This is a genomic window from Pseudomonas sp. P5_152, assembly GCF_033989915.1.
Taxonomy (GTDB): domain Bacteria; phylum Pseudomonadota; class Gammaproteobacteria; order Pseudomonadales; family Pseudomonadaceae; genus Aquipseudomonas.
On the sequence record NZ_JASFAH010000002.1, the window covers coordinates 4419201 to 4444797 of the forward strand.

Below are 25597 nucleotides of genomic sequence, written 5' to 3' on the forward strand. Positions count from 1 at the left end.
TTTTGACGAAGGGCCGAACGAGAGAAAGCATTATAGGCCATGTTGATGTGAACGACCGGAAGTCAGATGCCTGCCAAACGCGGGGCGGATGTGAGGACGCGAGCGGTGAAACCGTGAGAGGCCCCATCAGCGACGAGGTCAATCGCCCGCAAGATGAATCCGATAACGCAGGGCAAGGGCTGCTGGATCGGGCCTTTGCGAGAGAAAACCTGAAACGGGCATGGAAACGGGTCAAGGCCAACAAAGGTGCAGCGGGAATCGACGGTCTGGATATTGAACAGACGGCCGAACATCTGCTCACTCAGTGGGCGGCGATTCGTGAACAGCTTCTGTTAGGTATCTACCGGCCCAGTCCGGTACGCCGAGTGGTCATTCCCAAGCCCGACGGCGGTCAGCGCGAGTTGGGCATTCCGACGGTCACCGATCGTTTGATCCAGCAAGCCTTGCTGCAAGTCTTGCAGCCATTACTCGATCCGACTTTCAGTGAACATAGCTACGGCTTCCGTCCGGGACGCAGTGCACAGGACGCCGTTCTGGCGGCCCAACGTCATGTGTCCTCGGGGCGCAGAGTGGTGGTGGATGTTGATCTGGAGAAGTTCTTCGACCGGGTCGACCACGACATCTTGATGGAGCGTCTACGCAAACGGATTGCGGATCGGGGGGTTATCCGGCTGATTCGCGCGTATCTGGACGCGGGAACGATGATTAATGGCGTGGTCGAGAAAAGCCGCTGTGGGACGCCGCAAGGCTGCCCGCTGTCGCCGTTACTGGCGAATGTGCTGCTGGACGAAGTGGATCGGGAACTTGAACGTCGAGGCCATTGTTTCGTGCGCTATGCCGACGATGCGAATGTGTATGTTCGCAGCCGCAAGGCGGGACAGCGGGTGATGGCTTTGCTGAAGCGTCTGTATGAAAAGCTGCACTTGAGCGTCAACGAGAGCAAGAGTGCGGTGGCGAGTGCGTATGGTCGCAAGTTTCTGGGCTACGCCTTCTGGGGATCTTCACAAGGCGTCAAAAGAGCGGTAGCGGTCAAGGCGCGCAAGCAGTTCAAGCAACGGATACGCGAGCTCACCCGTCGCTCAGGCGGTCGCAGTCTGCGACAAGTTGTCGAGAATTTACGCCCTTATCTTCTGGGCTGGAAAACTTACTTTGGGTTGTCACAAACGCCGAGAATCTGGCGAGAGCTGGACGAGTGGATGCGACACCGATTGCGAGCGATCCAGCTTAAACAATGGAGGCGTGGTCCGACGATCTACCGCGAACTGCGGGCGTTGGGGGCCAGCAGCCAAACGGCCCGGAAAGTGGCGGCCAACTCTTATAGTTGGTGGCGTAACAGCCGCTTTGAGCTCAATCGAGTGCTGGATGTGGCGTGGTTCGACAGGCTGGGTCTGGTGCGACTCTCATAACCTCAATCTCTCGAACCGCCCGGTGCGGACCCGCATGCCGGGTGGTGTGGCAGGGGTACGGCCTATGAAGGCCGTCCCCTATGCCGATTGCAGCTTTGAATCAGCTACCCAGGGCCTTCGAGGCCAGCCAGAACAGGCCGGCGGACAGGGCCACCGTGGCTGGTAGGGTCAGGACCCAGGCCAGCAGGATGGTTTTCACGGTTCCGCCTTGCAGGCCGCTTTTGTTGGCGACCATGGTGCCGGCGACACCCGAGGACAGGACGTGGGTGGTCGATACCGGCAGGCTGAAGATGTTGGCCATGCCGATCATGCACGCGGCGGTGATCTGGGCCGACATGCCTTGTGCGTAGGTCATGCCTTGTTTACCGATCTTCTCGCCGATGGTCAGTACCACGCGTTTCCAGCCGACCATGGTGCCCAGGCCGAGTGCCAGGGCGACTGCCAGAATCACCCAGAATGGCGCGTATTCAGTGGTGGCGGTCAGGTCTTTGCGCAGCTTGTCTAGGTCGGCCTTTTCACGGGCGTCGAGGCCAGGCAGCTTGCCGACTTTCTTCGCAGTGTCGTCCAGGCAGAGCAGGTAGCGACGTACTTCGATGCGGCTTTCGTGCGGCAGCGAGTGGTAGTCGGCTACACCCTTGAGGGTGCCCAGCAGCGCGCTGATGGTCGGTTCGGTCTGTTGCGGATTGCAACGGAATTTCTCCGGCAGGTCTTCCTTCACGCTTTTGCCCAGGGCCAGGAACTCGCCCAGGGTGGCCTCGTTACGCTGATAGAACTGGCTCAGGTGCAAGGTCGCATCGCGAGTCCGCTCGATCTGGTAGGTGGTGCTGTTCAAGTCGAGAACGAACTGCGCCGGGACGATACCGATCAATACCAGCATGATCAGGCCGATGCCTTTCTGGCCATCGTTGGAGCCGTGCACGAAGCTCACCGCCATTGCCGAGATCACCAGGACCAGACGGTTCCAGAACGGCGGGTGTTTCTTGTCGTCGATCTTGCGGCGCTGGTCCGGGGTCTTGTGCATCTTGGACAGCGGGCGCCACCATTTGAGGCCCAGCAGTACCAGGGCGGCCACCGCGAAGCCGGCCATTGGCGAGAGCACCAGCGAGGCGCCGATGTCGATAGCCTTCTGCCAGTTAACCCCGTCAACCAGTGGAATATCGTTGATCAGGGCGTTCGCCAGGCCGACACCGAGGATCGAACCGATCAGGGTGTGGGAGCTGGAGGCCGGAATACCGAAGTACCAGGTGCCCAGGTTCCAGGTGATGGCCGCCGCGAGGAGCGAGAACACCATTGCCAGCCCGTGGCCGGTGTTCACATTGATCAACAGTTCTACCGGCAGCAAATGGACAATGGCATATGCCACGCCCACGCCGCCCAGCAACACGCCAAGGAAGTTGAATACACCGGAGAAGAACACCGCCAGGTGGGGCGGCATGGCCTTGGTGTAGATAACAGTGGCTACCGCGTTAGCGGTGTCATGAAAGCCGTTGATGAACTCGAAGGCGAGGACAAAGGCCAGGGCGAGCAAGAGGCTCACAAGCACCCAAGCATCCAGTCCGCTGAATAAATCGATCATGAAGGTTTTCTGACCCGGTCATAAGGGGGCGCGATTATGCCAGAAAAGATGGTTAATCGATGCATCAGGTGCCGATCGGCAACATGTTTCATTCATTTAGTTTGTAACAAGACCCTAAGCCCCAGTCGCAGCGTAGGGTTTTTAACCCCTTGATTTTATTGGGTGGACCACCAGAAATCGGGTTTTCCGTCGCTTCGCCCAATGGGAAATAACGCCGTATGAAATTTCTGAAATGAGGGTCAGCTTTAAAGCCGTTCGCCTCAATTGGCGGGCAGTGGCGGCCCGCGCCTGTCTTCAGCAGGCGCGGTGACGGAGCAACCTGCCCAGCGGCTGAGGGCAAGTTTTGAGCAACACTCAAGCGTTGGCGCTAGGGCTCTTCGGCCTTGAGGTCCTTTTCCATCTTTTGCAGTTCCTGGCTGAATGCCTGGTCCTGAACGCTGGCGCGCTTACGCCACGGTTTGCGTTCCGGTTCGGGCTGGGCGGCGTAGGTGGTGACTTCACCGCCGTACACATCCTTGTAACGTTGTTCCTGGCGCTCAAGTTCGGCGCGCAGTTCGTCTTTCGTCACAGTGTTACCTAATCAAGTTGAAATAAACTCTGGTGAAACGCACTGCGCGGGGTCGGTTGATCGCAGGCGTCATCATGCAAGTAGCCACAGGCTGCTTGAATCACGAACGCACTGCACTGACAGCACCGTTGTTGCAGGCGGCCACAGCACCAGAGAAGAATCACTGATGTAGCATCAGTCTTCTTGTTTCCTGCAAGCGCATGGGCCGGGCATTCGAAATGCGCGTCTAGCGCTTGCCAGCAGGTAGCGGGGCCAAAGCCTTGCGCTGCCTGGGTGATGGGATCCGTTGTCGAGGAGAAACGGGGACATCACTGTGGCCATTATAGCGTTCAATCGAGCGCTGCCTATCGCCAATAAGTTAAATGTCCCCGGCCCCTGTAAAAATGTTTTGTTACCTGGGTTGATTTTGAACCCATACAACAGACGTTTGTTTCCTGACGTCATTAATACAGCTGAAGTTTGTATGTGGGGGCACTCACTCGATTATCCAAGGACAAGTATGAAAGTCTGGTAAGGACACGTGCTCTATAGTCACCTCTCTAACTGGGTGCAGCCCGCAGTCGACAAGGCCTTTGGCGCTACGCGGGTGGATTGCGATTATCGGCTGGTGGTTCGATAATCGCCCAAAGTTGACTGCCCATGGCTTGTGCGCACGCTCGAGGGCAGCCTGTAATAGCTGACGAACCCTGGGGACCGACCTGAAATGAACGATCAATTGCGCAATTCCTTCACGTCAGCCGCGCCGCCGATTGTTGCTTCGCCCGCCAAGCGGATCCAGGCGTTTACCGGGGACCCGGACTTCATGACGTCCCTGGCCCGAGGCCTGGCCGTGGTGCAAGCTTTTCAGGAGCGCAAGCGCCACCTGACCATTGCGCAGATCAGCCACCGCACCGAAATTCCCCGCGCAGCGGTGCGTCGCTGCCTGCATACCCTGATCAAGCTTGGCTATGCCACCACCGACGGGCGAACCTATTCGCTGTTGCCCAAGGTGCTGACCCTGGGCCATGCCTACCTGTCTTCGACCCCCTTGGCGGTCTCGGCCCAGCCTTACCTGGACCGCATGAGCGAGCAATTGCACGAGGCCTGCAACATGGCCACGCTGGAAGGCAATGACATTCTGTACATCGCGCGCTCGGCGACGACCCAGCGCCTGATATCGGTAGACCTCTCGGTCGGCGGCCGCTTGCCGGCCTACTGCACGTCCATGGGGCGGATCCTGCTGGCGGCGCTGGATGATGCGTCATTGCGTGAGTACCTCGATCACGCCGACCTGCAGGCCAAGACCAGTCGCACCTTGCATACCCCCGAAGCATTGCTCGAGTGCCTGCAGGAAGTTCGCCAGCAGGGCTGGTGCATTGTCGACCAGGAGCTGGAGCAGGGCCTGCGCTCGATCGCCGTGCCGGTGTACGACGCCTCGGGCCAGGTATTGGCGGCACTGAACGTCAGTACCCATGCCGGACGCGTCGGTCGCAACGAGCTGGAGCAGCGGTTTCTCCCGGGCCTGCTGAGTGCCAGCCGGGAACTGAGCGCCCAGCTGTTCGCCTGAACTGTTCGATAAACCGATACCGAGGCCAGGTGTCCTGAGAGGATCGATAGGCTGATAACAATCTGTTCGATAAACGAACACTTAGTCGATTATCGGATTGTTTGGGGTTTTTTAGCGGCTTACTCTTCAGTCAATCCGGCGCCGTACATCGCGCCTCGTCCTCCACGTCGGTTTACTCAAGCTCGGGAGTCCACCCCCATGGCAGAAATCCTTTCGCTGCACGATGCAGTGAAGCAATTCGTGAATGATGGTGACACGGTCGCCCTCGAAGGCTTCACTCACCTGATTCCAACCGCAGCGGGTCATGAAATCATTCGTCAGGGAAAGAAACACCTGACCCTGGTACGCATGACCCCCGACCTGGTCTACGACCAGTTGATCGGTGCCGGTTGCGCACGCAAGCTGATTTTCTCCTGGGGTGGTAACCCTGGCGTGGGGTCGCTGCACCGTCTGCGCGATGCCGTCGAGAAGCAATGGCCCCAGCCACTGGAAATCGAAGAACACAGCCATGCGGACCTGGCCAATGCCTACGTCGCGGGCGCCTCGGGACTGCCGTTCGCCGTATTGCGCGCCTACGCCGGTTCCGACCTGCCCAAGGTCAACCCGCTGATCAAGACCGTGACCTGCCCCTTCACCGGCGAAGTGCTGGCAGCGGTGCCCTCGGTGCGCCCGGATGTGACGGTGATCCACGCACAAAAGGCCGACCGCAAGGGCAACGTGTTGCTCTGGGGCATCCTCGGCGTGCAGAAGGAAGCGGCGCTGGCGGCCAAGCGTTGCATCGTTACTGTCGAAGAAATCGTCGATGACCTCAAGGCTCCGATGAATGCCTGCGTCCTGCCGACCTGGGCCCTGAGTGCGGTCTGCCATGTGCCGGGTGGGGCGCATCCGTCCTACGCCCACGGTTACACCGAGCGCGATAACCGTTTCTACCAAGCCTGGGACCCGATTGCCCGCGACCGTGAGACCTTCACCGCGTGGATCAATGAGTACATCCACGGCAGCGCTGACTTCAGTGAATTCCAGGCCAAGTTGGCGCGTGCTTCGGAGGCCAAATAATGACTTACTCCACCAATGAAATGATGACCGTGGCCGCCGCCCGCCGCCTGAAAAACGGTTCGGTGTGCTTCGTCGGCATCGGCTTGCCCTCCAAAGCCGCCAACCTGGCGCGCCTGACGTCTTCGCCGGACGTGGTGCTGATCTACGAATCGGGTCCGATTGGCGCCAAACCCAGTGTGCTGCCGCTGTCCATCGGTGATGGCGAACTGGCCGAAACCGCTGACACTGTGGTGCCGACCGGGGAGATTTTCCGTTACTGGCTGCAAGGCGGGCGCATCGACGTCGGCTTCCTGGGGGCGGCTCAGGTCGACCGGTTCGGCAACATCAACACCACGGTGGTCGGTGACTACCATCAGCCCAAGGTTCGTTTGCCCGGTGCCGGCGGCGCCCCGGAGATCGCCGGTTCGGCGAAAAGCGTGCTGATCATTCTCAAGCAGTCGGCCCGTTCGTTCGTCGACAAGCTGGACTTCATCACCTCGGTCGGTCACGGCGAAGGCGGCGACTCGCGCCAGCGCCTCGGCCTGCCGGGGGCTGGACCGGTGGGCATCATCACCGACCTGTGCATCATGGAGCCGGAAGCCGGCACCCATGAGTTCGTGGTCACAGCGCTGCACCCGGGGGTGACCCGCGAGCAAGTGGTGGCGGCGACCGGTTGGGCCATCCGTTTTGCCGAGCAGGTGCAGCAGACCGCCGAGCCGACAGCGGTCGAGCTCGCGGCCTTGCGCGATCTGGAAGCACGGACCGCCGCCGCCCACGGCCAGGCACCGGGAGAAGCATGATGCGCGAGGTGTATATCTGCGACGCGATTCGCACCCCCATCGGCCGCTTTGGTGGCGGCTTGTCCAGCGTGCGTGCCGACGACCTGGCCGCGGTGCCGATCAAGGCCTTGATCGAGCGTAACCCGGGCGTTGACTGGAGCGCGGTGGACGAGGTGTTCCTCGGCTGCGCCAACCAGGCCGGTGAAGACAACCGGAACGTCGCGCGCATGGCCTTGTTGCTGGCCGGATTGCCGCAGAGCATTCCCGGGGTGACCCTCAACCGCCTCTGTGCCTCGGGTATGGATGCCATTGGCACCGCCTTCCGGGCGATTGCCAGCGGCGAAATGGAGCTGGCGATTGCCGGTGGCGTCGAGTCGATGTCCCGCGCACCCTTTGTCATGGGCAAGGCCGACGCGGCATTCTCGCGCGGCATGAAACTGGAAGACACCACCATTGGCTGGCGCTTCATCAATCCCTTGATGAAAGCCCAGTACGGCGTGGACGCGATGCCGCAGACCGCCGACAACGTGGCGGACGACTACGGGGTTTCGCGCGCGGATCAGGACGCCTTTGCCCTGCGCAGCCAGCAACGTACTGCGGCGGCGCAGGCAGTAGGCTTTTTCGCCGAAGAAATCGTCCCGGTGCGTATTGCCCACAAGAAAGGCGAAAGCCTGGTAGAGCAGGACGAGCATCCCCGGGCCGACACCACCCTGGAAACCCTGGGCAAGCTCAAGCCAGTCAATGGCCCGGACAAAACTGTCACCGCCGGCAACGCGTCGGGCGTCAACGATGGTGCGGCGGCGATGATCCTGGCGTCCGCTGAAGCGGTGAAGAAACACGGCCTGACTGCGCGGGCCAAAGTGCTCGGCATGGCCAGTGCCGGCGTGGCTCCTCGAGTCATGGGCATCGGCCCGGTGCCGGCGGTGCGCAAGCTGATCGAGCGTCTCGGTGTGGCGATCAGTGATTTCGACGTGATCGAACTCAATGAAGCCTTCGCCAGCCAGGGCTTGGCGGTGCTGCGTGAACTGGGCCTGGCTGACGACGCGGCGCAGGTCAACCCCAACGGCGGCGCCATTGCCTTGGGACATCCATTGGGCATGAGCGGGGCGCGACTGGTGTTGACGGCCTTGCATCAACTGGAAAAAACCGGCGGTAAAAAAGCCTTGGCGACCATGTGTGTGGGTGTCGGCCAAGGCCTGGCGCTGGCGATCGAACGGGTCTGACCACCCCGCGGGCAAGCCCTGCTCCCGTAGGAGCAAGGCTTGCCCGCGAAGGCGTCATCACAGACGCGCAATTGCCTGAATGAGTGATTCCAGGGAACAGGAGTGTTGCAAAGTGTGTCTAGACTCTCACTGTCCCCATCGAGTGTAAAACCATGACATCTATGACAAGCCACTACACTGCTGAAGAGCGGGGTAAAAGAATATTTGCGATTGTCGGGGCTTCCTCCGGCAACCTGGTCGAATGGTTCGACTTCTACGTGTATGCGTTTTGCGCGATCTACTTCGCGCCAGCCTTCTTCCCCTCCGACAATCCCACGGTGCAACTGGTCAACACCGCCGGCGTGTTCGCTGCCGGGTTCCTGATGCGCCCCATCGGTGGTTGGTTGTTCGGCCGGGTAGCCGACAAGCACGGACGCAAAAATTCGATGATGATCTCGGTGCTGATGATGTGCGCCGGGTCTCTGCTGATCGCCTGTCTGCCGACCTACAAGGACATTGGCGTCTGGGCGCCGATCCTGCTGCTGGTCGCCCGGCTGTTCCAGGGGCTGTCGGTGGGTGGTGAGTACGGCACCACCGCGACCTATATGAGCGAAGTGGCGCTCAAGGGCCAGCGCGGTTTCTTTGCCTCGTTCCAGTACGTGACCCTGATTGGCGGGCAACTGCTGGCGGTGCTGCTGGTGGTGATCCTGCAGCAGTTCCTGTCCGAGGATGAATTGCGCGCCTGGGGCTGGCGGATTCCGTTTGTGGTGGGGGCGGTTGCCGCGGTGATTTCGTTGCTGCTGCGTCGCTCGCTCAAGGAAACCACCAGCAAGGAAATGCGCGAAGACAAGGACGCCGGGAGCATCCGTGCGTTGTTCCGCGATCACAAGGCCGCCTTCATCACCGTGCTGGGCTACACCGCCGGCGGCTCGCTGATTTTCTACACCTTTACCACCTATATGCAGAAGTACCTGGTGAACACCGCCGGGATGCACGCCAAGACCGCCAGCTACATCATGACTGGGGCGCTGTTCCTTTATATGTGCATGCAACCGCTTTTCGGCATGCTGGCCGACAAGATCGGTCGACGTAGTTCGATGCTCTGGTTCGGTGCCCTGGGCACGCTGTGCACGGTGCCGATCCTGCTGAGCCTGAAGTCAGTCACTAGCCCGTTCCTGGCCTTCGTACTGATTACCCTGGCGCTGGCGATCGTGAGTTTTTACACCTCCATCAGCGGTCTGGTGAAAGCCGAAATGTTCCCGCCACAAGTGCGCGCCCTGGGTGTGGGCCTGGCCTACGCGGTGGCCAACGCGATCTTCGGCGGTTCGGCGGAGTACGTGGCCCTGAGCTTGAAGTCGGTGGGCATGGAAAACTCGTTCTACTGGTACGTGACGGTGATGATGGCCATCGCGTTCCTGTTCAGCCTGCGCTTGCCCAAGCAGGCAGCGTATCTACATCACGACCTTTGACCGGCCGGCGCGCGTCTGAATCGGGCGCGCGCTGTCCGCACACCTGGCCCTGGCGGTCTCAAGGAGAAAACTGTGGCATTTGTACAACTGGCCGACGGCGAACTGCACTACCAACTCGACGGACCCGAACACGCCCCGGTATTGGTGCTGTCCAACTCACTGGGCACTGACCTGCACATGTGGGATGGGCAGATCCCGTTATTTGCCGAGCATTTTCGGGTATTACGTTTCGACACCCGTGGGCATGGTCGTTCGCTGGTGACGCCTGGGCCTTACAGCATCGAGCAACTGGGCCGTGACGTGCTGGCCCTGCTGGACGCCTTGCATATCGAGCGCGCGCATTTCTGCGGTTTGTCGATGGGCGGCTTGATCGGCCAGTGGCTGGCGATCAATGCCAGCGAGCGCCTGTTGTCACTGGTGGTGTGCAACACCGCGGCGAAGATTGGCGAGCCGGCCATCTGGGACCCGCGCATTGAAATGGTCCTGCGCGATGGCGCAGCGGCGATGGTGGCCCTGGGCGATGCCTCCATTGCGCGCTGGTTCACCGCGGATTTCGCCGCGACCAATCCGGCGGCGACCAAGCGGATCACTGACATGCTGGCCGCGACGTCGCCACAAGGTTATGCGGCCAATTGCGCAGCGGTACGGGATGCAGATTTGCGTGAGCAACTGACGGCGATCCAGGTGCCGACGCTGGTGATCGCCGGCACTGAAGATGCGGTCACGCCGCCGGCCGGTGGACACTTCATCGAGCAGCGGGTGGCGGGTGCGCACTATGCCGAGTTCTATGCTGCGCACCTGTCCAACGTGCAGGCAGGCGATGCGTTCAGCCACTGTGTGCTGAACTTCCTGCGGGCCATCTGAGGCGCTGGAACCTGCGGCGCATTCAGTGCTTGTCGCGGCCCCAGATCCAGTTCCACGCCCCGGGCAATCGCGCGGGGTCATTGGCATCGCGCAGGGTGCGGGCCATGGCTGCGCGCTGCAAGGCGGCCGAGTCTTCATAGAACGGTTTGGCTGCCAGGGGCACGTGGGTTTGCTCGGCACTGTCGAGCAGAATCTGCAGGTACTCCTGCATGTGCCTGGCGGTATAGCGATTGAGGTCGTGAAACGTCACCACCACCGGAATCACGCCATCAACGGTCGGCAACTCGCCCTTGGCGATCCGCTCGCGGGTTTCTGACAGCTGCCTGAGCAGGTTGGTGCGTCGACGTGGACTGGCGGTGATCCCCCACACCTTGCCGTCATTGGCGCTCAAGTCAGTCAACAACACCTGCAGGCCATGCCGTTGATAGGCGGCGAAGGTGCGCGCGTCGTAGCTCCAGAACGGCGGGCGCACCAGGCTTGGTGCTGCGCCGGTGATCGCGGTGATGTCGTCGGTGCCCCAGGTGAGCGACTGTTCGAGTACTTGCGGATCAAGAGAGCGATGATTGCTGTGCCACGGCGTGGCGGTGTGGAAGCCCAGGATGTGGCCGGCCGCGTGTTCACGCAGCATGGTTTTGCGCCCCCGTTCACTGCCGCCGGCCCGTGGCGCGCGAGTCTGGACAAAAAACACCGCCTTGATGCCTGGCTGAATCGGGTTGTTGGCCAGCACCTCAAGTACCGCCCGGCTCGGATTGGCCCAGCCGGAGGCGCTGGGGCCATCGTCGAAAGTGAGCAGGAAGCGGATCGGCGGGGATGCCTGCAAGCGTTGCTCGGTTTGCGGCGTCAGGGCGATCGGTGGACCGATGCAACCACTGAGACCGAGCGCAAGGGCGAGCACAGAGACAAAGGTGAGGATCAATTTCATAGTGTTGAGGTGACCGGCGACAAATCAGCAGAGGTGCAACCTGTTGGCGTGCAGTCATTCACCACACGCCAAGGCGGTCGCTCCCGGGGAGGTCTCCATGGGAACGTCACGACACTGAAGGGTTCAGCAGGCCGGGGTGATTATATCGAGTCAGGGCAGGTTGATGGGGTAACTGACGGTTCACCGATTCTTTTAATCGGCGAAAGTGTGTTGTCGCGAATTAGTATTTGTATTGATTTTTCAAATGTTGTTTGTGCGGGCTGTTGTCAACTATTAGATCTGATAGTTGTTGTGCTGGTTTTTATGGGTTAGGTTTTTATTGTGTTGTCCAGGAGTGATTAACTAACGCTTTAAGCAGGAGGTTGTCATGGATTTTTCAAGGGCGGAGAGCGGGTTGCCAGTTATTGATGGGAAAGATTTACAACCTATATCGGGAAGGTTACATGGCACTCTCAAGGTGCAAGGTGCAGAAGATATTGCTGTTACAGCAACGAGTTTGTATTTTTATTGGGTCAAGGAACCCCCTTATTTTTTTCTGCTCGTAGAGGACACAAAAATCGGGATGGAGTTGACTCTCCGTGGTGACAAGCTCGAGGCAGAAAAAAGATACAGTATTGGTATGGAGCCTGGTGATGTGGAGGCGGGTTTCTTTTGGAAGGGGTCTACGGGGCATTCTCAGTCGGACAAGGTCGGGGGGCTGAATGTCATGTTCATTACGCCTGGAGAAGATTTTGAGACAATCGAAGGGTATTTTAGTTTTGGGTATAAAGAACTGGGTGAGGGGTTTGAGCGGCAAGTAGATTTTTCGTGCCCTAGCTTCTCCTTAAGAGTGCCGAAGTTAACGGTTTTGTGATCGGTATGTTGGTGTTGTGAAGTTGATGTGAGTCAGTGTGTTGGTCAATCAAGTCTAGTGCCAATAAAGACCCGCGCCATGGAGCACGTATAGCTCAATGGCGTGGTTTTTTCGTATTGCCAGATCAGAATATTTTTATCGCCAGTGGTTGTTCCTCCCTCGGCTAATATTTCCCGGTTTGCTACTTGTCGCACGAACCGCAACGTTACCGGCCGGCTGCGGATGGTTGCGGGGGAAGCAATCGCGGCCTATGGTCCATGCGAGGCATTGTCTGTGACTGGCAGGCCATGGCCTGCCGCAGGTTACTGTCCATCCAGTGCGGATTCGCGCCACGAGGTGAAGACATGCCAGACAATTCCCGTCCTGCCGTGCTCGAGCTGATCGGCAATACCCCGCTGGTGCGAGTGAGCCGCTTTGATACTGGGCCTTGCACCCTGTTCCTCAAGCTTGAGTCACAGAACCCCGGTGGTTCGATCAAGGACCGCATCGGCCTGGCGATGATCGACGCCGCCGAGCGCGATGGCCGCCTGCGTCCGGGTGGCACCATCGTCGAGGCCACGGCTGGCAATACGGGCCTGGGCCTGGCCCTGGTTGGCCGCGCCAAGGGTTACCGGGTGGTGCTGGTGGTGCCGGACAAGATGTCCACCGAGAAGGTGCTGCACCTCAAGGCCATGGGGGCCGAGGTGCACATCACCCGCTCCGATGTCGGCAAGGGGCATCCAGAGTACTACCAGGACGTCGCCGCGCGGCTGGCGCAGGAAATCCCCGAGGCGTTTTTTGCCGACCAGTTCAACAACCCCGCCAACCCGCTGGCCCATGAGTGCAGCACCGCGCCAGAGATTTGGGCGCAGACCCAGCATGACCTGGACGCCATCGTCGTCGGCGTCGGCTCGGCCGGTACCCTGACCGGGCTGACCCGTTTCTTCCGCCGAGTACAGCCGGACCTGGCCATGGTGCTGGCCGATCCTGTTGGTTCGGTGATGGCCGAATACAGCCGCAGCGGTACCCTTGGCACCCCCGGCTCGTGGGCGGTGGAGGGCATCGGCGAGGACTTCATCCCGTCCATCGCCGACCTGTCCAGCGTGCGCCAGGCCTATTCGATCAGCGATGAAGAAAGCTTCGAACATGCCCGCCAGTTACTGCGCGCCGAAGGCATTCTCGGCGGATCCTCCACCGGCACGCTGCTGGCGGCGGCCTTGCGCTACTGCCGCGAGCAGACCGAACCCAAGCGAGTGGTCAGTTTTGTCTGCGATACCGGCACCCGCTACTTGTCCAAGGTCTACAACGACCAGTGGATGACCGATCAGGGCTTGTTGCAGCGCAAGCGCTACGGCGACCTGCGGGACCTGATCGCCCGGCGTTTCGAGGACGGCCGGGTGATCAGCGTCGGCCCCGACGACACGCTGCTGACCGCTTTCCAGCGCATGCGCCTGGCGGATGTGTCGCAATTGCCGGTGCTGGTCGATGGCCAGCGCCTGGTGGGCGTACTCGACGAATCGGATGTGTTGCTGGGGGTGCATCAGGATGCTGCGCACTTGCGGATGACGGTGGCCTCGGCCATGACCAAGCAACTGCATACCTTGCCGGCCGCCGCCAGCCTGGCCGAGCTACAGGCCGAGCTCGACCGCGGGTTGGTGGCGATCATCGCCGACGCTTCAGGCTTCCATGGCCTGATTACCCGCGTCGACCTGCTCAATCATCTACGGAGATCCCTTGCATGAGTCATCAGGATAAAACCGCCGCGCCCCAGGATTTCGCCACCCGGGTGATCCATGCCGGGCAAGTGCCGGACCCGACGACCGGAGCGCTGATGCCGCCGATCTACGCCAACTCCACGTATTTGCAGCAGAGTCCCGGCGTGCACAAGGGTTTCGACTACGGCCGTTCGCACAATCCCACCCGATTTGCCCTGGAGCGCTGCGTGGCCGACCTGGAGGGCGGTACCCAGGCATTTGCCTTCGCCTCCGGGCTGGCAACTATCTCCACGGTGCTCGAGCTGCTGGATGCCGGTGCGCACATTGTCTCCGGCAACGACCTGTACGGGGGCACCTTCCGCCTGTTCGACAAAGTGCGCCAACGCAGCGCCGGGCATCGTTTCAGTTTCGTCGACCTGACCGACCTGGCAGCTTTCGAAGCGGCGCTGCAGGACGACACGCGGATGGTCATGGTCGAGACGCCGAGCAATCCCTTGCTGCGCCTGACCGACCTCAGCGCCATCGCGCGGATCTGCCGTGCGCGGGGGATCATCAGTGTCGCCGACAACACCTTTGCCAGCCCGTGGACGCAGCGCCCGCTGGAGCTGGGGTTCGATATCGTGCTGCACTCCACCACCAAGTACCTCAACGGCCATTCCGATGTGATCGGCGGCATAGCGGTGGTTGGGCACAACGCTGAACTGGCCGAGCGCCTGGGTTTCCTGCAAAACGCGGTGGGCGCGATTGCCGGGCCGTTCGACGCCTTCCTCACGTTGCGCGGGGTCAAGACCCTGGCCTTGCGTATGGAGCGTCACTGCAGCAACGCGCTGGACCTGGCCCAGTGGCTGGAGCGCCAGCCGCAGGTGGCGCGGGTCTATTATCCCGGCCTGCCGTCACACCCCCAGCACGAACTGGCGCAGCGCCAGATGCGCGGCTTCGGCGGGATGATTGCCCTGGACTTGAACAGCGACCTGGCCGGCGCCCGGCGGTTTCTCGAGGCGGTGCAGATCTTTGCCCTGGCCGAGAGCCTGGGAGGAGTGGAAAGCCTGATCGAGCACCCGGCAATCATGACCCACGCCACCATTCCACCTGCGACTCGGGCAGAACTGGGCATAGGCGACGGGCTGGTGCGATTGTCGGTTGGGGTGGAAGCGGTGGAAGACCTGCGCGCCGACCTGGCCCAGGCGCTGGCACGGATCTGAGGCCAGCCGTGCAACAGGCATAAAAAATCCGCAATCCTTGAGGGGGATTGCGGATTTTCGTGAGGCCCAGGGATCAGCCTGGTGCGCATCGGGCTGATCAGAACATCTTCAGCTTCGGTGCGACTTCTGGCACGGGCTCATTCTTCGCGGTCTGGGCGTTCCAGCCGCCACCCAGGGCCTTGTACAGGTTCACTTCGCTGACCAGTTGCGACAGGCGATCGGTGATCAGCGATTGCTGCGCGCTGAACAACTGACGCTGGGCGTCGAGGAAGGTCAGGTTGCTGTCGACACCAATGCGGTAGCGACGCTCGGCCAGGCGGTAGTAATCCTGGTTGGCCTGGACGAAGTCACTCTGGGCCTGCAACTGCTGGTTGAAGGTCTGGCGTGCGGCGAGGCCGTCGGAGACTTCCTGGAAGGCGGTCTGGATCGACTTCTCATACTGCGCAACGGTGATGTCTTTCTGGATTTTCGAGTAATCCAGGCTGGCACTCAGGGCGCCGGCGTTGAAGATCGGCAGGTTGATCTGGGGCTGGAACAACCAGGTCCCCGAACCGCCCTTGAACAGGCCGGACAGGTCCGGGCTGAGCGTGCCGGCATTGGCCGTCAGGCTGATGCTCGGGAAGAACGCAGCCCGCGCCGCGCCGATATTGGCGTTGGCAGCCTTGAGGTTGTGCTCGGCGGCCAGGATATCCGGACGTCGTTGCAGCAGGTCCGAAGGCAGGCCGGCCGGCACTTCGCTGAGCAGGTCGTCAGCCAATGGCTTGGCGGCGGTCAGGTTGGCAGGCAAGCCAGTACCCAGCAGCAGGGTCAGGCTGTTCTCGTCCTGGGCGACCAGGCGGGTGTACTTGGCCAGTTGCACCTTGGCGTTTTCCACCGAGGTACGCGACTGGCTCAGGTCCAACGCCGAGGCCACGCCGACTTCGTTGCTGCGCGCGGTGAGGCGGTAGCTTTCTTCGAAGGTGGCGAGGGTGTCCTGCGTCAGCTTCAGCAGTTCCTTGTCGGCCTGCCAGGTCAGGTAGGCGTTGGCCACGTTGGCCACCAGGCTGAGCTGGGTGCTGCGCCGCGCTTCTTCGGTGGCGAAGTAGTTCTGCAGCGCTTGCTCGTTGAGGCTGCGAATACGCCCGAACAGGTCGAGCTCATAGGCGCTGACCCCCAGGGTCGCCGAGTAGGAGCTGCTGATCGAGGATTCGCCGGTCTGCGAGGCGTCCGCCGGCAGGCGCTGGCGGCTGCCGCTGCCATTGGCCGAAACGGCGGGGAACAGGTCGGCGCGGGAAATGCGGTACTGGGCCGCATAGGCGTCGATGTTCAGCGCCGCGACGCGCAGGTCACGGTTGTTTTCCAGCGCGGTCTGGATCAGTTGCTGCAGGGCCGGGTCATGGAAAAACTGCTTCCAGCCTTGCTCGGCGGCGGCCTGGTTCGGCGCCTGGGCCGGCGAGTAAGCCGGCCCTTGCGGGTACTGCCCGGCCACAGGGGCCTCGGGCTGCTGATAATCGGGTATCAGCGAGCAGCCACCGAGCACGAACGCGGCGACGGCTAGGGAGAGTAGCGACTTGCTCATTGGCCAGCCTCTTTAGGAGTTTCGGTGGCGTCATCCGGCTTGGCATTCTTGCGCTGCCCCATGGACGACACAGTGACAAAGAACAGGGGTACCCAGAACACGGCCAGTACGGTAGCGGTGATCATACCGCCGATCACCCCGGTACCGATGGCGTGCTGGCTGCCCGAACCGGCGCCGGTGGAAATGGCCAGTGGCACCACACCCAGGACGAACGCGAGCGAGGTCATGATGATCGGTCGCAGACGCATCCGGCAGGCCTCGATCGCGGCGTCGCGCAGGGTGCGTCCCTGTTCATGCAGCTCCTTGGCGAATTCGACAATCAGAATGGCGTTTTTCGCCGCCAGACCGATGGTCGTCAACAGGCCTACCTGGAAGTACACGTCGTTGGACAGGCCGCGCAGGCTGGTGGCGAGCAGGGCACCGATGATCCCCAGCGGCACCACCAACATCACCGCGATCGGAATCGACCAGCTTTCGTACAACGCCGCAAGACACAGGAACACCATCAGCAACGACAGGGCGTACAGGGCAGGCGCCTGGGAACCCGACAGGCGTTCCTCATAGGACAGGCCAGTCCAGGAGATACCCACCCCCGCCGGCAGCTTCTTGGCCAGGGCTTCGACTTCAGCCATGGCTTCACCGGTGGAATAGCCCGGGGCCGGAGCACCGAGGATTTCCATGGCTTCCACGCCGTTGTAACGCGCCAGCTTCGGCGAACCGTAGATCCAGGTGCCCTTGGCGAAGGCCGAGAATGGCACCATGGTTCCCTGGCTGTTGCGCACGTACCACTTCTTCAGGTCTTCAGGGGTCATCCGCGAGCCCGGCACGCCCTGAATGTAGACTTTCTTCACTCGACCGCGGTCGATGAAGTCGTTGACGTAGCTACTGCCCAGGGCAATCGACAGGGTGTTGTTGATGTCGGTCAGCGTTACGCCCAAGGCGCTGGCTTTCTCGTCATCGAGTTCCAGTTGGAACTGCGGTTCGTCGTTCAGGCCGTTAGGACGCACCTGGGACAGCACCTTGCTCTGTGCGGCCATGCCGAGGAACTGGTTGCGGGCCTCCATCAGCTTCTCGTGGCCGATACCGGCGCGGTCCTGCAGGAACACGTCGAAACCAGTGGCGTTACCCAACTCCAGTACCGCTGGCGGGGCGAAGGCGAACACCATGGCATCACGGAACGTGAAGAAGTGCTGCTGGGCCCGTTCTGCGACTTTGAACACGCTGTTGTCGGCGTTACGCTCGTCCCACGGCTTGAGCATGATGAATGCCATACCCGAGCTCTGGCCGCGGCCGGCAAAGTTGAAGCCGTTGACCGTGAACACCGAGGCAACCGCATCACCTTCACCGCCATCCTTACCGGAGCGCAGGAGGTATTCACGCATTTCATCGACCACCACCTGGGTGCGCTGGGCACTGGAACCCGCCGGGGTCTGGACCTGGGCGAACAGTACGCCCTGGTCTTCTTCCGGGAGGAATGCGGTCGGGATGCGGGTGAACAGCCAGATCATGCCAACGATGATGATCAGGTAGGCCAGCAGGTACGGCGCCTTGTGCGTGAGGATGTTGCCCACGCCACGCTCGTAGCTGCGTACGCCGCGATCGAAATTGCGGTTGAACCAGCCAAAGAAACCACGCTTGGGCGTGCCGTGCTCGCCCTTGGGAATGGCCTTGAGCATGGTGGCGCAGAGCGCCGGGGTAAAGATCAGGGCGACCAGTACCGAGAGGGCCATGGCCGAGACGATGGTGATCGAGAACTGCTTGTAGATCACCCCGGTAGAGCCGCTGAAGAACGCCATCGGCAGCAGTACCGCCGACAGTACCAGGGCAATACCCACCAGTGCGCCCTGGATCTGGCCCATGGACTTCTTGGTGGCTTCCTTGGGCGACAGGCCTTCTTCGCTCATCACCCGTTCGACGTTTTCCACCACGACGATGGCATCGTCCACCAGCAAGCCGATGGCCAGGACCATACCGAACATGGTCAGGGTGTTGATGCTGAACCCGAACGCCGCGAGGATGCCGAATGTACCCAGCAATACCACCGGCACGGTCATGGTGGTGATGACGGTGGCGCGGAAGTTTTGCAGGAACAGGAACATCACCAGGAACACCAGCACGATCGCTTCGATCAGGGTGTGTACTACGCCCTTGATCGATTCGGTCACCACCGGGGTGGTGTCGTACGGGAAGACTACTTCCATGCCTTCAGGGAAGAACGGCTTGAGGCTTTCGATGGTGGTGCGCAAGGCTTTGGCAGTATCCAGCGCGTTGGCGCCGGTAGCCAGTTTCACCGCAAGGCCGGAGGCCGGTGCGCCGTTGAACTGGGCGTTGATACTGTAGTTCTCACCACCCAGGGCGACATCGGCGACATCCTTGAGGCGAACCTGGGAGCCGTCCTTGTTGACCTTGAGCAGGATTTCCTTGAACTGCTCGGCAGTCTGCAGGCGGGTCTTGCCGATGATCGTGGCGTTCAGCTGGGTGCCGGGCAGGGCAGGCAAGCCGCCGAGCTGACCGGACGAGACCTGGACGTTTTGTGCCGCAACGGCGGCCTTGACGTCCACCGGAGTCAGGTTGAAGTTGTTCAACTTGGCCGGGTCCAGCCAGATGCGCATGGCGTACTGGGCACCGAACACCTGGAAGTCGCCGACGCCGGCGGTCCGGGAAATCGGGTCCTGCATGTTGGACACGATGTAGTTGGACAGGTCGTCCTTGGTCATGCTGCCGTCACGCGACACCACACCGATCACCAGCAGGAAGTTCTTCACGGCCTTGGTGACGCGGATCCCCTGTTGCTGCACTTCTTGGGGCAGCAGCGGGGTGGCCAGGTTCAGCTTGTTCTGCACCTGGACCTGGGCGGTGTCGGAGTTGGTGCCTTGCTCGAAGGTCGCGGTGATGGTCATGGTGCCGTCGGAGTTACTTTCCGAGGACACATAACGCAGGTTGTCGATACCGTTGAGCTGTTGCTCGATCACCTGGACCACGGTGTCCTGCACGGTCTGTGCAGAAGCACCTGGGTAGGTCACAGAGATGGCGATCGCCGGTGGGGCGATGCTCGGGTATTGGTTGATGGGCAGCTTGAGGATCGATAGAGCCCCGACCAGCATGATCACCAGGGCAATTACCCAGGCGAAAATCGGACGGTCGATAAAAAATTTCGACATGGTTTACTCCCCTTTGCCGCCTGCAGCTTTGTCTGTTGCCTGTGCAGGGGCCGGGTTTTTCGCGGCTACGTTGGTCGCTTCGCTGACTTGGACTTCAACGCCGGGCTTGACGTACTGCAGGCCTTCGGTGATCAGGCGATCGCCAGCCTTGAGGCCGTCTTCGATCAGCCATTGGCTGCCCACGGTGCGGCTGGCCTTGAGCTGGCGCAGTTCGACCTTGTTGTCAGGGCCTACGACCAGCGCTGTTGGCGAGCCTTTGAGGTCACGGGTCACGCCTTGTTGCGGCGCCAGGATGGCGGCGGCGTTGACCCCGGCTTGCAGCTGGGCGTGAACGAACATGCCTGGCAGCAGGGTGTGATCAGGGTTGGGGAATACTGCGCGCAAGGTCACGGAACCGGTGGCTTCATCGACCGAGACTTCGGAGAATTCCAGCTTGCCCTGTCGCTTGTACTCACTGCCGTCCTCGAGGGTCAGCTTGACCATCGCGGCGTTGTCACCGGCTTTCTGCAGGCGACCGCTTTCCAGCTCACGGCGCAATTCCAGCAGTTCCACCGAGGATTGCGTCACATCGACGTAGATCGGGTCCAGTTGCTGGATCACGGCCATGGCGTCGGTCTGGCCATTGTTTACCAGGGCACCTTCGGTGACGTTGGAGCGCCCGATACGACCGGTCAGCGGCGCCAGTACCTTGGTGTAGCGCACATTGATCTGGGCGGTCTGCAGCGAGGCTTCCGATTGCAGGCGGTTGGCCAGGGCAGTGTCGTATTCCTGGCGGCTTACGGCTTGTTCGGTGACCAGTTGTTTGTAGCGATCGGAAATCGATTTGGTCGATTGCAGATTGGCTTCGGCGCTTTTCAAGGTGGCCTGGTAGACCGACGGATCGATCTGGTAGAGCTGCTGGCCTTCCTTGACCTCGGCACCTTCTTTGAACAGGCGCTTGAGGATGATGCCGTTGACCTGTGGGCGAACTTCCGCGATGCGGTAGGCCGTGGTGCGGCCCGGCAGTTCGGAGGTTAGGGTAAAGGCTTGGGTTTGCAGGGTAACGACGCCGACCTGAGGGGCGTGTGCAGCAGGGGCCGCCTCTTCCTTTTTACATCCGCTGAGCAGCGATGCCAGGGCGACGGCAGTGACCAGAGCGGTAACAGCTGGCTTGAATTGCATGAAGATCCTCGGGTCAGGCGCGCACAATGCGCACTAGAAAAGTGGAAAGATGAAAAAGTCGCGGTGAGTGGATAAGTAGCTTGCTAAGGAATATACTTACGTTCATGGTTGTTTGTAAACACCTTTGACCGCGTACACACCCGGTTACCAGAGCTGTTTCAAGGTGTGAATTGTAGGCCGGGGACCAAGCCCGTAAGAGGTGATCCCCACATTTGTTCAGAAGATGTTCAGGCATCGCTGAAGCATTCCTGATTGAGGTTTTACTGCCATGGTTCGTCGCACTAAAGAGGAAGCGCAAGAAACCCGCAACCAGATACTCGAAGCCGCTGAGCAAGCCTTTTACGAGCGGGGCGTGGCGCGCACTACGCTGGCGGACATCGCCACCCTGGCCGGGGTGACTCGGGGTGCTATCTATTGGCATTTCAGCAACAAGGCCGACCTGGTCCAGGCCATGCTCGACAGTCTGCGCGAGCCGTTGGATGAGATGGCGCGGGCGAGCGAAAGTGCAGACGAAGAAGATCCGCTGGGCTGCATGCGCAAGCTGCTGATTCATTTGTTTCATCAAGTTGCCTTGGATCCGAAGACCCGCCGCATCAATGAGATTCTGTTTCACAAGTGTGAGTTCACAGATGAAATGTGTGATCTGCGCCAACAACGTCGCACGGTCAGTCTGGATTGCAACATGCGTATCGCGCTGGCATTGCGTAATGCAGTGAATCGTGGACAGTTGCCGGAAAACCTCGATACCGAGCGTGCGGCGGTTAGCATTCATGCCTACATCGATGGCATGCTTTATCAATGGCTGCTGGCCCCCGAAAGCTTTGAGCTGCACCTGGAAGCTGAACGCTGGGTCGACACCGGGCTGGAAATGCTCCGCCTGAGTCCCAGCCTGCGACTGCCGGACAACATGCGTAATTGAGTCTGCCTGTGTCAACACTTAAGGTGAACACTGTCCCGACTGCATTCGCCTTTTGGCGATGGGGTGCTTTTATATACGGACATTCGCCTGCTTGATACATAGCGGGCTACGTATTTTGTAGGGAAATTGTGTCGAGTGTGTGAATGAGTGCGAGCCACCCGTTGTTCAAGACCGCCGAACAACCCGTCAAGGGCATTCTCCTGATTTGCCTGGCTGTGCTGTTGTTCGCCAGCCATGACACCCTGTCCAAGTACCTCTCCGGTTTTTATCCAATAGTCATGGTGGTGTGGGCGCGCTACGTGGTGCACACCTTGTTGATGCTGATGGTGTTTGTCCCGCGCAGCGGTTTTTCCGCGGTGGTGCGCACCAAGCGTCCCGGGCTGCAGTTTTTGCGGGCGATGTGTCTGATCGGCACCAGTCTGTTTTTCACCACCGGGTTGCGCTACATCCCGTTGGCCGAAGCCACTGCCGTGAACTTCCTCGCACCGTTGCTGGTGACCGCGCTGTCGGTACCGTTGTTGGGCGAGCACGTGACCCGCCGCCAGTGGCTGGCGGTGCTCGGCGGTTTTGCCGGGGTGCTGATCGTGATCCGCCCGGGCGGGGCACTGTTTACTCCGACTATCGTCCTGCCGCTGTGCTCGGCGCTGTGTTTCGGCTTTTACCAGTTACTGACCCGCAAGCTCACCGGCATCGACAGCCCGACCACCAGCAACTTTCTCACCGGCATCATCAACAGCCTGATCATGAGCGCGTTGCTGCCGTTTTTCTGGAGCACGCCGAGCTGGCCGCATGCTGTGTTCATGATTGGCCTGGGCACCTGCGGCATGCTGGGCCACATGCTGCTGACCCAGGCCTTCCGGCATGCGGCGCCGGCAATGCTGGCGCCGTTCAGCTATGGGCAGATTCTGTTCGCCGGGATGTACGGCTACCTGATCTTCGACCATACCCCGGACAGCTACGCCATCGTCGGGATCGCGGTCATTTGCCTGAGCGGCCTGGCGGTCGCCTTTGGCCAGCGCAAACGTTGAAGAAACCCCGGAATGAAAAAACCCCGGTTCGAACCGGGGCTTATTTATTCTGGCTGACGGCTTACAGCGTTGGGTAGTCGATGTAGCCGACCGGACCCTTGGCGTAGAACAGCTCTGGACGTGCTTCATTGAGCGGTGCATCGGCTTTCAGGCGAGCAGGCAGGTCTGGGTTGGCAATGAACGGCACGCCGAACGCTACTGCATCGGCCTTGCCGCTGGCCAGCCAGGCGTTGGCGCTGTCCTTGGTGAAACGCTCGTTGACGATGTACGGGCCACCGAAGGCGGCCTTGAGCTGTGGCCCGAGGCTGTCGCCGGCTTCTTTTTCCCGCGAGCAGATGAACGCGATACCGCGCTTGCCCAGTTCACGTGCCACGTAGGTGAAGGTTTCGGCCAGGTTGTCGTCGCCCATGTCATGCAGGTCGGCACGGGGAGACAGGTGCACACCTACGCGGCCGGGGCCCCAGACTTCAATCGCGGCGTCGGTCACTTCCAGCAGCAGGCGCGCGCGGTTTTCCAGCGAGCCACCGTAATGGTCGGTGCGCTGGTTGGTGCTGCTTTGCAGGAATTGGTCGAGCAGGTAGCCGTTGGCTCCGTGGATCTCGACCCCATCAAAGCCTGCGGCCTTGGCGTTTTCGGCGCCCACCCGGTAAGCGTCGACGACGTCGGCGATCTCGGCGATTTCCAGGGCGCGCGGGGTCGGGAAGTCGGCGAGGGGGCGAACCAGGCTGACATGGCCTTTGGGCTGCAGGGCGCTTGGTGCGACCGGTGCCTCACCGTTGAGGTAGGAGGGGTGGGAAATCCGGCCCACGTGCCACAGTTGCAGGAAAATCTTGCCGCCGGCGCCGTGGATGGCCTTGGTCACGTTGCTCCAGCCCCGCACCTGGTCGTTGGACCAGATGCCCGGGGTGTCCGGGTAGCCCACGCCCAAGGGCGTGACCGAAGTGGCTTCGCTGAGGATCAGCCCGGCGGAGGCACGCTGTACGTAGTACTCAGCCATCAGGGCGTTGGGCACTCGACCTTCGTCCGCGCGGCAGCGGGTCAAGGGGGCCATGATGATGCGGTTGGCCAACTCGAGGTCGCCCAGTTTGATTGGATCGAAAATAGTCGTCATGTAAAAGCGCTCGCAGGTAGATCAGTTGGTCGCAGGAGCCAGTTCGGCGTCGCCGCCCTGGCGGAAGGTAATCAGGGTCACCAGCAGGGCGAGTACCGCCAGTGCTGCCGCCGCGAGTGGCACGCTGGTCAGGCCAAAACCGTGGGCAATCACGCTGCCGCCGACCCAGGCGCCGAGGGCGTTGCCGATGTTGAAGGCACCGATGTTGAGGGTCGACACCAGGTTCGGTGCGGCCTTGCCGTAGGTCACCACGTTGACTTGCAGGGCCGGCACGGCGGCAAAACACGCGGTCGCCCAGAGGAACAAGGTAATTTCGGTGGGGATCAGTGCAACGCTGGTCCAGGTCAGCACCGTGGAGATCACGGCCATCGAGATGAACACGCCGATCAACGTGGCGGCCATGCCCTTGTCTGCCAGCTTGCCGCCGATAATGTTGCCGACCGTCAGGCCCAGGCCGATCAGCATCAGGGTCCAGGTCACACCGCGAGGCGAGACGCCGGTGACTTCGCCCAGCAGCGGTGCGACATAGGTGAACAGAGTGAATACCGACGCGGCGAACAGCGCGGTCATGCTCAGGGACAGCCAGATGCCAGCGCCCTTGAGAGCCCGCAGTTCGGCGCGCATGTCGAGTTTTTCTTCATCGCGCTTGGTCGGCAGGAAGCGGATCAGGCCGATCAGGGCGACCACGCCGATCACCGTCACCGCCCAGAAGGTCGAGCGCCAGCCGGCTTGCTGGCCGAGCGCAGTGCCTAGCGGTACGCCAAGCACGTTGGCCAGGGTCAGGCCGGTGAACATCAAGGCCACGGCCGAAGCACGCTTGTTGGCCGGCACCAGGCCTGCCGCGACCACCGAGCCGATGCCGAAAAACGCACCGTGGCAGAGGGCGGTGACCACCCGGGCAAACATCAGCACGTTGTAGTCGGTGGCCAGGGCGCACAGCAGGTTGCCGACGATGAAAATCCCCATCAACGCTACCAGCGCCGCCTTGCGTGGCAGTTTGGCGGTGGCCAGAGCCATGAACGGCGCACCGATCGCCACGCCGAGGGCGTAACCGGTCACCAGCCAGCCGGCGCCGGGAATCGACACACCGAGGTCGGCCGCCACATCGGGCAGCAGGCCCATGATGACGAACTCGGTGGTGCCGATGGCGAAGGCGCTCAAGGCCAGGATGAGGAGCGAGAGGGGCATGGGTGGAGTCCTTGTCGAGCTCCTCAGAGCTCTTTGCCTAAGGTGTCGAGGAACGCCTGGATGGTTTCCTCGTTACGTTTATAGAAATGCCATTGGCCGACTTTCTGGCTGCGGATCAGGCCGGCCCGGTGCAGGGTCGCCAGGTGCGCAGAGACGGTCGATTGCGACAGGCCGCAGCGTTGATCGATTTGCCCGCAACAGACGCCGAAGTCGGTGCTGTGCTCCTGATCGGGGAACTGGGTCGCGGGGTCTTTCAGCCAGTTGAGGATGTCTCGCCGTACTGGGTGTGCCAGGGCTTTTATTATTTCGTCGAGGTCGATGGTGGACATGGCAGTGCTCGAATTGGGTAAAACGT

Annotated in this window: 21 protein-coding genes; 12 read left to right on the forward strand and 9 right to left on the reverse strand. The window is 61.1% G+C overall.

Features of this window, described 5'->3' with window-relative positions; genetic code table 11:
• The first annotated feature begins 113 nt into the window (after nucleotides 1-113).
• Complete coding sequence (gene ltrA / locus QMK50_RS19920) at nucleotides 114-1406, forward strand: group II intron reverse transcriptase/maturase (RefSeq protein ID WP_320333777.1); 1293 nt, start codon at nucleotides 114-116, stop codon at nucleotides 1404-1406.
• Nucleotides 1407-1506: 100 nt separating this feature from the next.
• On the opposite strand, the gene QMK50_RS19925 is transcribed toward ltrA, so the two are convergent.
• Both QMK50_RS19925 and QMK50_RS19930 read right to left on the reverse strand, forming a co-directional pair.
• The gene (locus QMK50_RS19925) at nucleotides 1507-2982 is read right to left on the reverse strand and encodes an inorganic phosphate transporter (RefSeq protein WP_095167005.1); all 1476 of its coding nucleotides are present in this window, start codon (nucleotides 2980-2982) and stop codon (nucleotides 1507-1509) included.
• A 367-nt stretch (nucleotides 2983-3349) separates the two neighbouring features.
• Nucleotides 3350-3550: a hypothetical protein gene (locus tag QMK50_RS19930; protein WP_095167007.1), complete on the reverse strand. Its 201-nt coding sequence runs from the start codon at nucleotides 3548-3550 to the stop codon at nucleotides 3350-3352.
• A 703-nt stretch (nucleotides 3551-4253) separates the two neighbouring features.
• On the opposite strand from QMK50_RS19930, the gene pcaR reads away from it, so the two are divergent.
• From pcaR to pcaD, 6 genes are all read left to right on the forward strand, one after another.
• On the forward strand, nucleotides 4254-5096 hold the full coding sequence (pcaR, locus tag QMK50_RS19935) for a pca regulon transcriptional regulator PcaR (RefSeq protein ID WP_095167009.1): 843 nt from the start codon (nucleotides 4254-4256) through the stop codon (nucleotides 5094-5096).
• 198 nt (nucleotides 5097-5294) lie between these two features.
• The gene (locus QMK50_RS19940; RefSeq protein WP_095167011.1) at nucleotides 5295-6152 is read left to right on the forward strand and encodes a CoA transferase subunit A; all 858 of its coding nucleotides are present in this window, start codon (nucleotides 5295-5297) and stop codon (nucleotides 6150-6152) included.
• Complete coding sequence (locus QMK50_RS19945) at nucleotides 6149-6931, forward strand: CoA-transferase subunit beta (RefSeq protein WP_174244611.1); 783 nt, start codon at nucleotides 6149-6151, stop codon at nucleotides 6929-6931. Before QMK50_RS19940 ends, QMK50_RS19945 begins: the two co-directional genes overlap by 4 nt.
• A complete protein-coding gene (gene pcaF / locus QMK50_RS19950) occupies nucleotides 6928-8133 on the forward strand; it encodes a 3-oxoadipyl-CoA thiolase (protein WP_174244566.1) in 1206 nt (401 codons plus the stop codon). Before QMK50_RS19945 ends, pcaF begins: the two co-directional genes overlap by 4 nt.
• Nucleotides 8134-8285: 152 nt before the next feature.
• The gene (locus tag QMK50_RS19955) at nucleotides 8286-9581 is read left to right on the forward strand and encodes an MFS family transporter (protein ID WP_095167017.1); all 1296 of its coding nucleotides are present in this window, start codon (nucleotides 8286-8288) and stop codon (nucleotides 9579-9581) included.
• Between the two features lie 72 nt (nucleotides 9582-9653).
• Entirely contained in the window at nucleotides 9654-10445 is a 792-nt protein-coding gene (gene pcaD, locus QMK50_RS19960; RefSeq protein ID WP_095167019.1) for a 3-oxoadipate enol-lactonase, read from the forward strand.
• Nucleotides 10446-10467: 22 nt separating this feature from the next.
• Here the strand turns inward: pcaD and QMK50_RS19965 are convergent, their stop codons facing one another.
• Nucleotides 10468-11367, reverse strand: a complete 900-nt coding sequence (locus tag QMK50_RS19965) for a polysaccharide deacetylase family protein (protein WP_320333778.1) — start codon at nucleotides 11365-11367, stop codon at nucleotides 10468-10470.
• Between the two features lie 367 nt (nucleotides 11368-11734).
• Here QMK50_RS19965 and QMK50_RS19970 point away from each other — a divergent pair, with 367 nt between their 5' ends.
• From QMK50_RS19970 to QMK50_RS19980, 3 genes are all read left to right on the forward strand, one after another.
• Nucleotides 11735-12220: a hypothetical protein gene (locus QMK50_RS19970; RefSeq protein ID WP_320333779.1), complete on the forward strand. Its 486-nt coding sequence runs from the start codon at nucleotides 11735-11737 to the stop codon at nucleotides 12218-12220.
• A 344-nt stretch (nucleotides 12221-12564) separates the two neighbouring features.
• Nucleotides 12565-13941 carry a cystathionine beta-synthase gene (locus QMK50_RS19975; RefSeq protein ID WP_320333780.1) on the forward strand — a complete coding sequence of 459 codons (1377 nt, stop codon included), beginning with the start codon at nucleotides 12565-12567 and terminating at the stop codon, nucleotides 13939-13941.
• Nucleotides 13938-15116 (forward strand): trans-sulfuration enzyme family protein, encoded by a 1179-nt coding sequence (locus QMK50_RS19980; protein WP_095167026.1) that lies wholly within the window; start codon nucleotides 13938-13940, stop codon nucleotides 15114-15116. The genes QMK50_RS19975 and QMK50_RS19980 overlap by 4 nt, the downstream gene beginning before the upstream one ends.
• 97 nt (nucleotides 15117-15213) lie before the next feature.
• On the opposite strand, the gene adeC is transcribed toward QMK50_RS19980, so the two are convergent.
• Genes adeC through emhA form a run of 3 tightly spaced genes read right to left on the reverse strand, consistent with a single transcriptional unit; the run spans nucleotide 15214 to nucleotide 20996 of the window.
• Nucleotides 15214-16674 (reverse strand): AdeC/AdeK/OprM family multidrug efflux complex outer membrane factor, encoded by a 1461-nt coding sequence (gene adeC, locus QMK50_RS19985; RefSeq protein ID WP_095167028.1) that lies wholly within the window; start codon nucleotides 16672-16674, stop codon nucleotides 15214-15216.
• Nucleotides 16671-19835 carry an efflux RND transporter permease subunit EmhB gene (gene emhB, locus QMK50_RS19990; RefSeq protein ID WP_320333781.1) on the reverse strand — a complete coding sequence of 1055 codons (3165 nt, stop codon included), beginning with the start codon at nucleotides 19833-19835 and terminating at the stop codon, nucleotides 16671-16673. Before emhB ends, adeC begins: the two co-directional genes overlap by 4 nt.
• 3 nt (nucleotides 19836-19838) lie before the next feature.
• Nucleotides 19839-20996 carry an efflux RND transporter periplasmic adaptor subunit EmhA gene (gene emhA, locus QMK50_RS19995; protein ID WP_320333782.1) on the reverse strand — a complete coding sequence of 386 codons (1158 nt, stop codon included), beginning with the start codon at nucleotides 20994-20996 and terminating at the stop codon, nucleotides 19839-19841.
• A gap of 268 nt (nucleotides 20997-21264) precedes the next feature.
• On the opposite strand from emhA, the gene emhR reads away from it, so the two are divergent.
• Both emhR and QMK50_RS20005 read left to right on the forward strand, forming a co-directional pair.
• Complete coding sequence (gene emhR, locus QMK50_RS20000) at nucleotides 21265-21915, forward strand: efflux system transcriptional repressor EmhR (RefSeq protein WP_095167034.1); 651 nt, start codon at nucleotides 21265-21267, stop codon at nucleotides 21913-21915.
• Between the two features lie 143 nt (nucleotides 21916-22058).
• Entirely contained in the window at nucleotides 22059-22943 is an 885-nt protein-coding gene (locus tag QMK50_RS20005) for a DMT family transporter (RefSeq protein ID WP_159994141.1), read from the forward strand.
• A 61-nt stretch (nucleotides 22944-23004) separates the two neighbouring features.
• Here the strand turns inward: QMK50_RS20005 and QMK50_RS20010 are convergent, their stop codons facing one another.
• From QMK50_RS20010 to QMK50_RS20020, 3 genes are read right to left on the reverse strand one after another with little or no spacing between them, the layout of a single operon-like run.
• The gene (locus tag QMK50_RS20010) at nucleotides 23005-24054 is read right to left on the reverse strand and encodes an alkene reductase (RefSeq protein ID WP_095167039.1); all 1050 of its coding nucleotides are present in this window, start codon (nucleotides 24052-24054) and stop codon (nucleotides 23005-23007) included.
• Nucleotides 24055-24075: 21 nt separating this feature from the next.
• Nucleotides 24076-25242 (reverse strand): MFS transporter, encoded by a 1167-nt coding sequence (locus tag QMK50_RS20015; protein ID WP_320333783.1) that lies wholly within the window; start codon nucleotides 25240-25242, stop codon nucleotides 24076-24078.
• 23 nt (nucleotides 25243-25265) lie between these two features.
• Nucleotides 25266-25571, reverse strand: coding sequence for an ArsR/SmtB family transcription factor (locus QMK50_RS20020; RefSeq protein WP_095167043.1), 306 nt, complete (start codon nucleotides 25569-25571; stop codon nucleotides 25266-25268).
• Between the last annotated feature and the right edge of the window lie 26 nt (nucleotides 25572-25597).

Bases quoted from the DNA above. Each gene is read 5' to 3' on its own strand.
- QMK50_RS19955 (WP_095167017.1), top strand. From the start codon at position 8,286: ATGACATCTATGACAAGCCACTACACTGCTGAAGAGCGGGGTAAAAGA.
- pcaF (WP_174244566.1), top strand. From the start codon at position 6,928: ATGATGCGCGAGGTGTATATCTGCGACGCGATTCGCACCCCCATCGGC.
- emhR (WP_095167034.1), top strand. From the start codon at position 21,265: ATGGTTCGTCGCACTAAAGAGGAAGCGCAAGAAACCCGCAACCAGATA.
- QMK50_RS20015 (WP_320333783.1), bottom strand. From the start codon at position 25,242: ATGCCCCTCTCGCTCCTCATCCTGGCCTTGAGCGCCTTCGCCATCGGC.
- adeC (WP_095167028.1), bottom strand. From the start codon at position 16,674: ATGAGCAAGTCGCTACTCTCCCTAGCCGTCGCCGCGTTCGTGCTCGGT.
- pcaR (WP_095167009.1), top strand. From the start codon at position 4,254: ATGAACGATCAATTGCGCAATTCCTTCACGTCAGCCGCGCCGCCGATT.
- QMK50_RS19970 (WP_320333779.1), top strand. From the start codon at position 11,735: ATGGATTTTTCAAGGGCGGAGAGCGGGTTGCCAGTTATTGATGGGAAA.
- QMK50_RS19965 (WP_320333778.1), bottom strand. From the start codon at position 11,367: ATGAAATTGATCCTCACCTTTGTCTCTGTGCTCGCCCTTGCGCTCGGT.
- QMK50_RS19975 (WP_320333780.1), top strand. From the start codon at position 12,565: ATGCCAGACAATTCCCGTCCTGCCGTGCTCGAGCTGATCGGCAATACC.
- QMK50_RS20005 (WP_159994141.1), top strand. From the start codon at position 22,059: ATGAGTGCGAGCCACCCGTTGTTCAAGACCGCCGAACAACCCGTCAAG.
- QMK50_RS19925 (WP_095167005.1), bottom strand. From the start codon at position 2,982: ATGATCGATTTATTCAGCGGACTGGATGCTTGGGTGCTTGTGAGCCTC.
- emhA (WP_320333782.1), bottom strand. From the start codon at position 20,996: ATGCAATTCAAGCCAGCTGTTACCGCTCTGGTCACTGCCGTCGCCCTG.
- QMK50_RS20010 (WP_095167039.1), bottom strand. From the start codon at position 24,054: ATGACGACTATTTTCGATCCAATCAAACTGGGCGACCTCGAGTTGGCC.
- QMK50_RS20020 (WP_095167043.1), bottom strand. From the start codon at position 25,571: ATGTCCACCATCGACCTCGACGAAATAATAAAAGCCCTGGCACACCCA.
- QMK50_RS19940 (WP_095167011.1), top strand. From the start codon at position 5,295: ATGGCAGAAATCCTTTCGCTGCACGATGCAGTGAAGCAATTCGTGAAT.
- emhB (WP_320333781.1), bottom strand. From the start codon at position 19,835: ATGTCGAAATTTTTTATCGACCGTCCGATTTTCGCCTGGGTAATTGCC.
- QMK50_RS19980 (WP_095167026.1), top strand. From the start codon at position 13,938: ATGAGTCATCAGGATAAAACCGCCGCGCCCCAGGATTTCGCCACCCGG.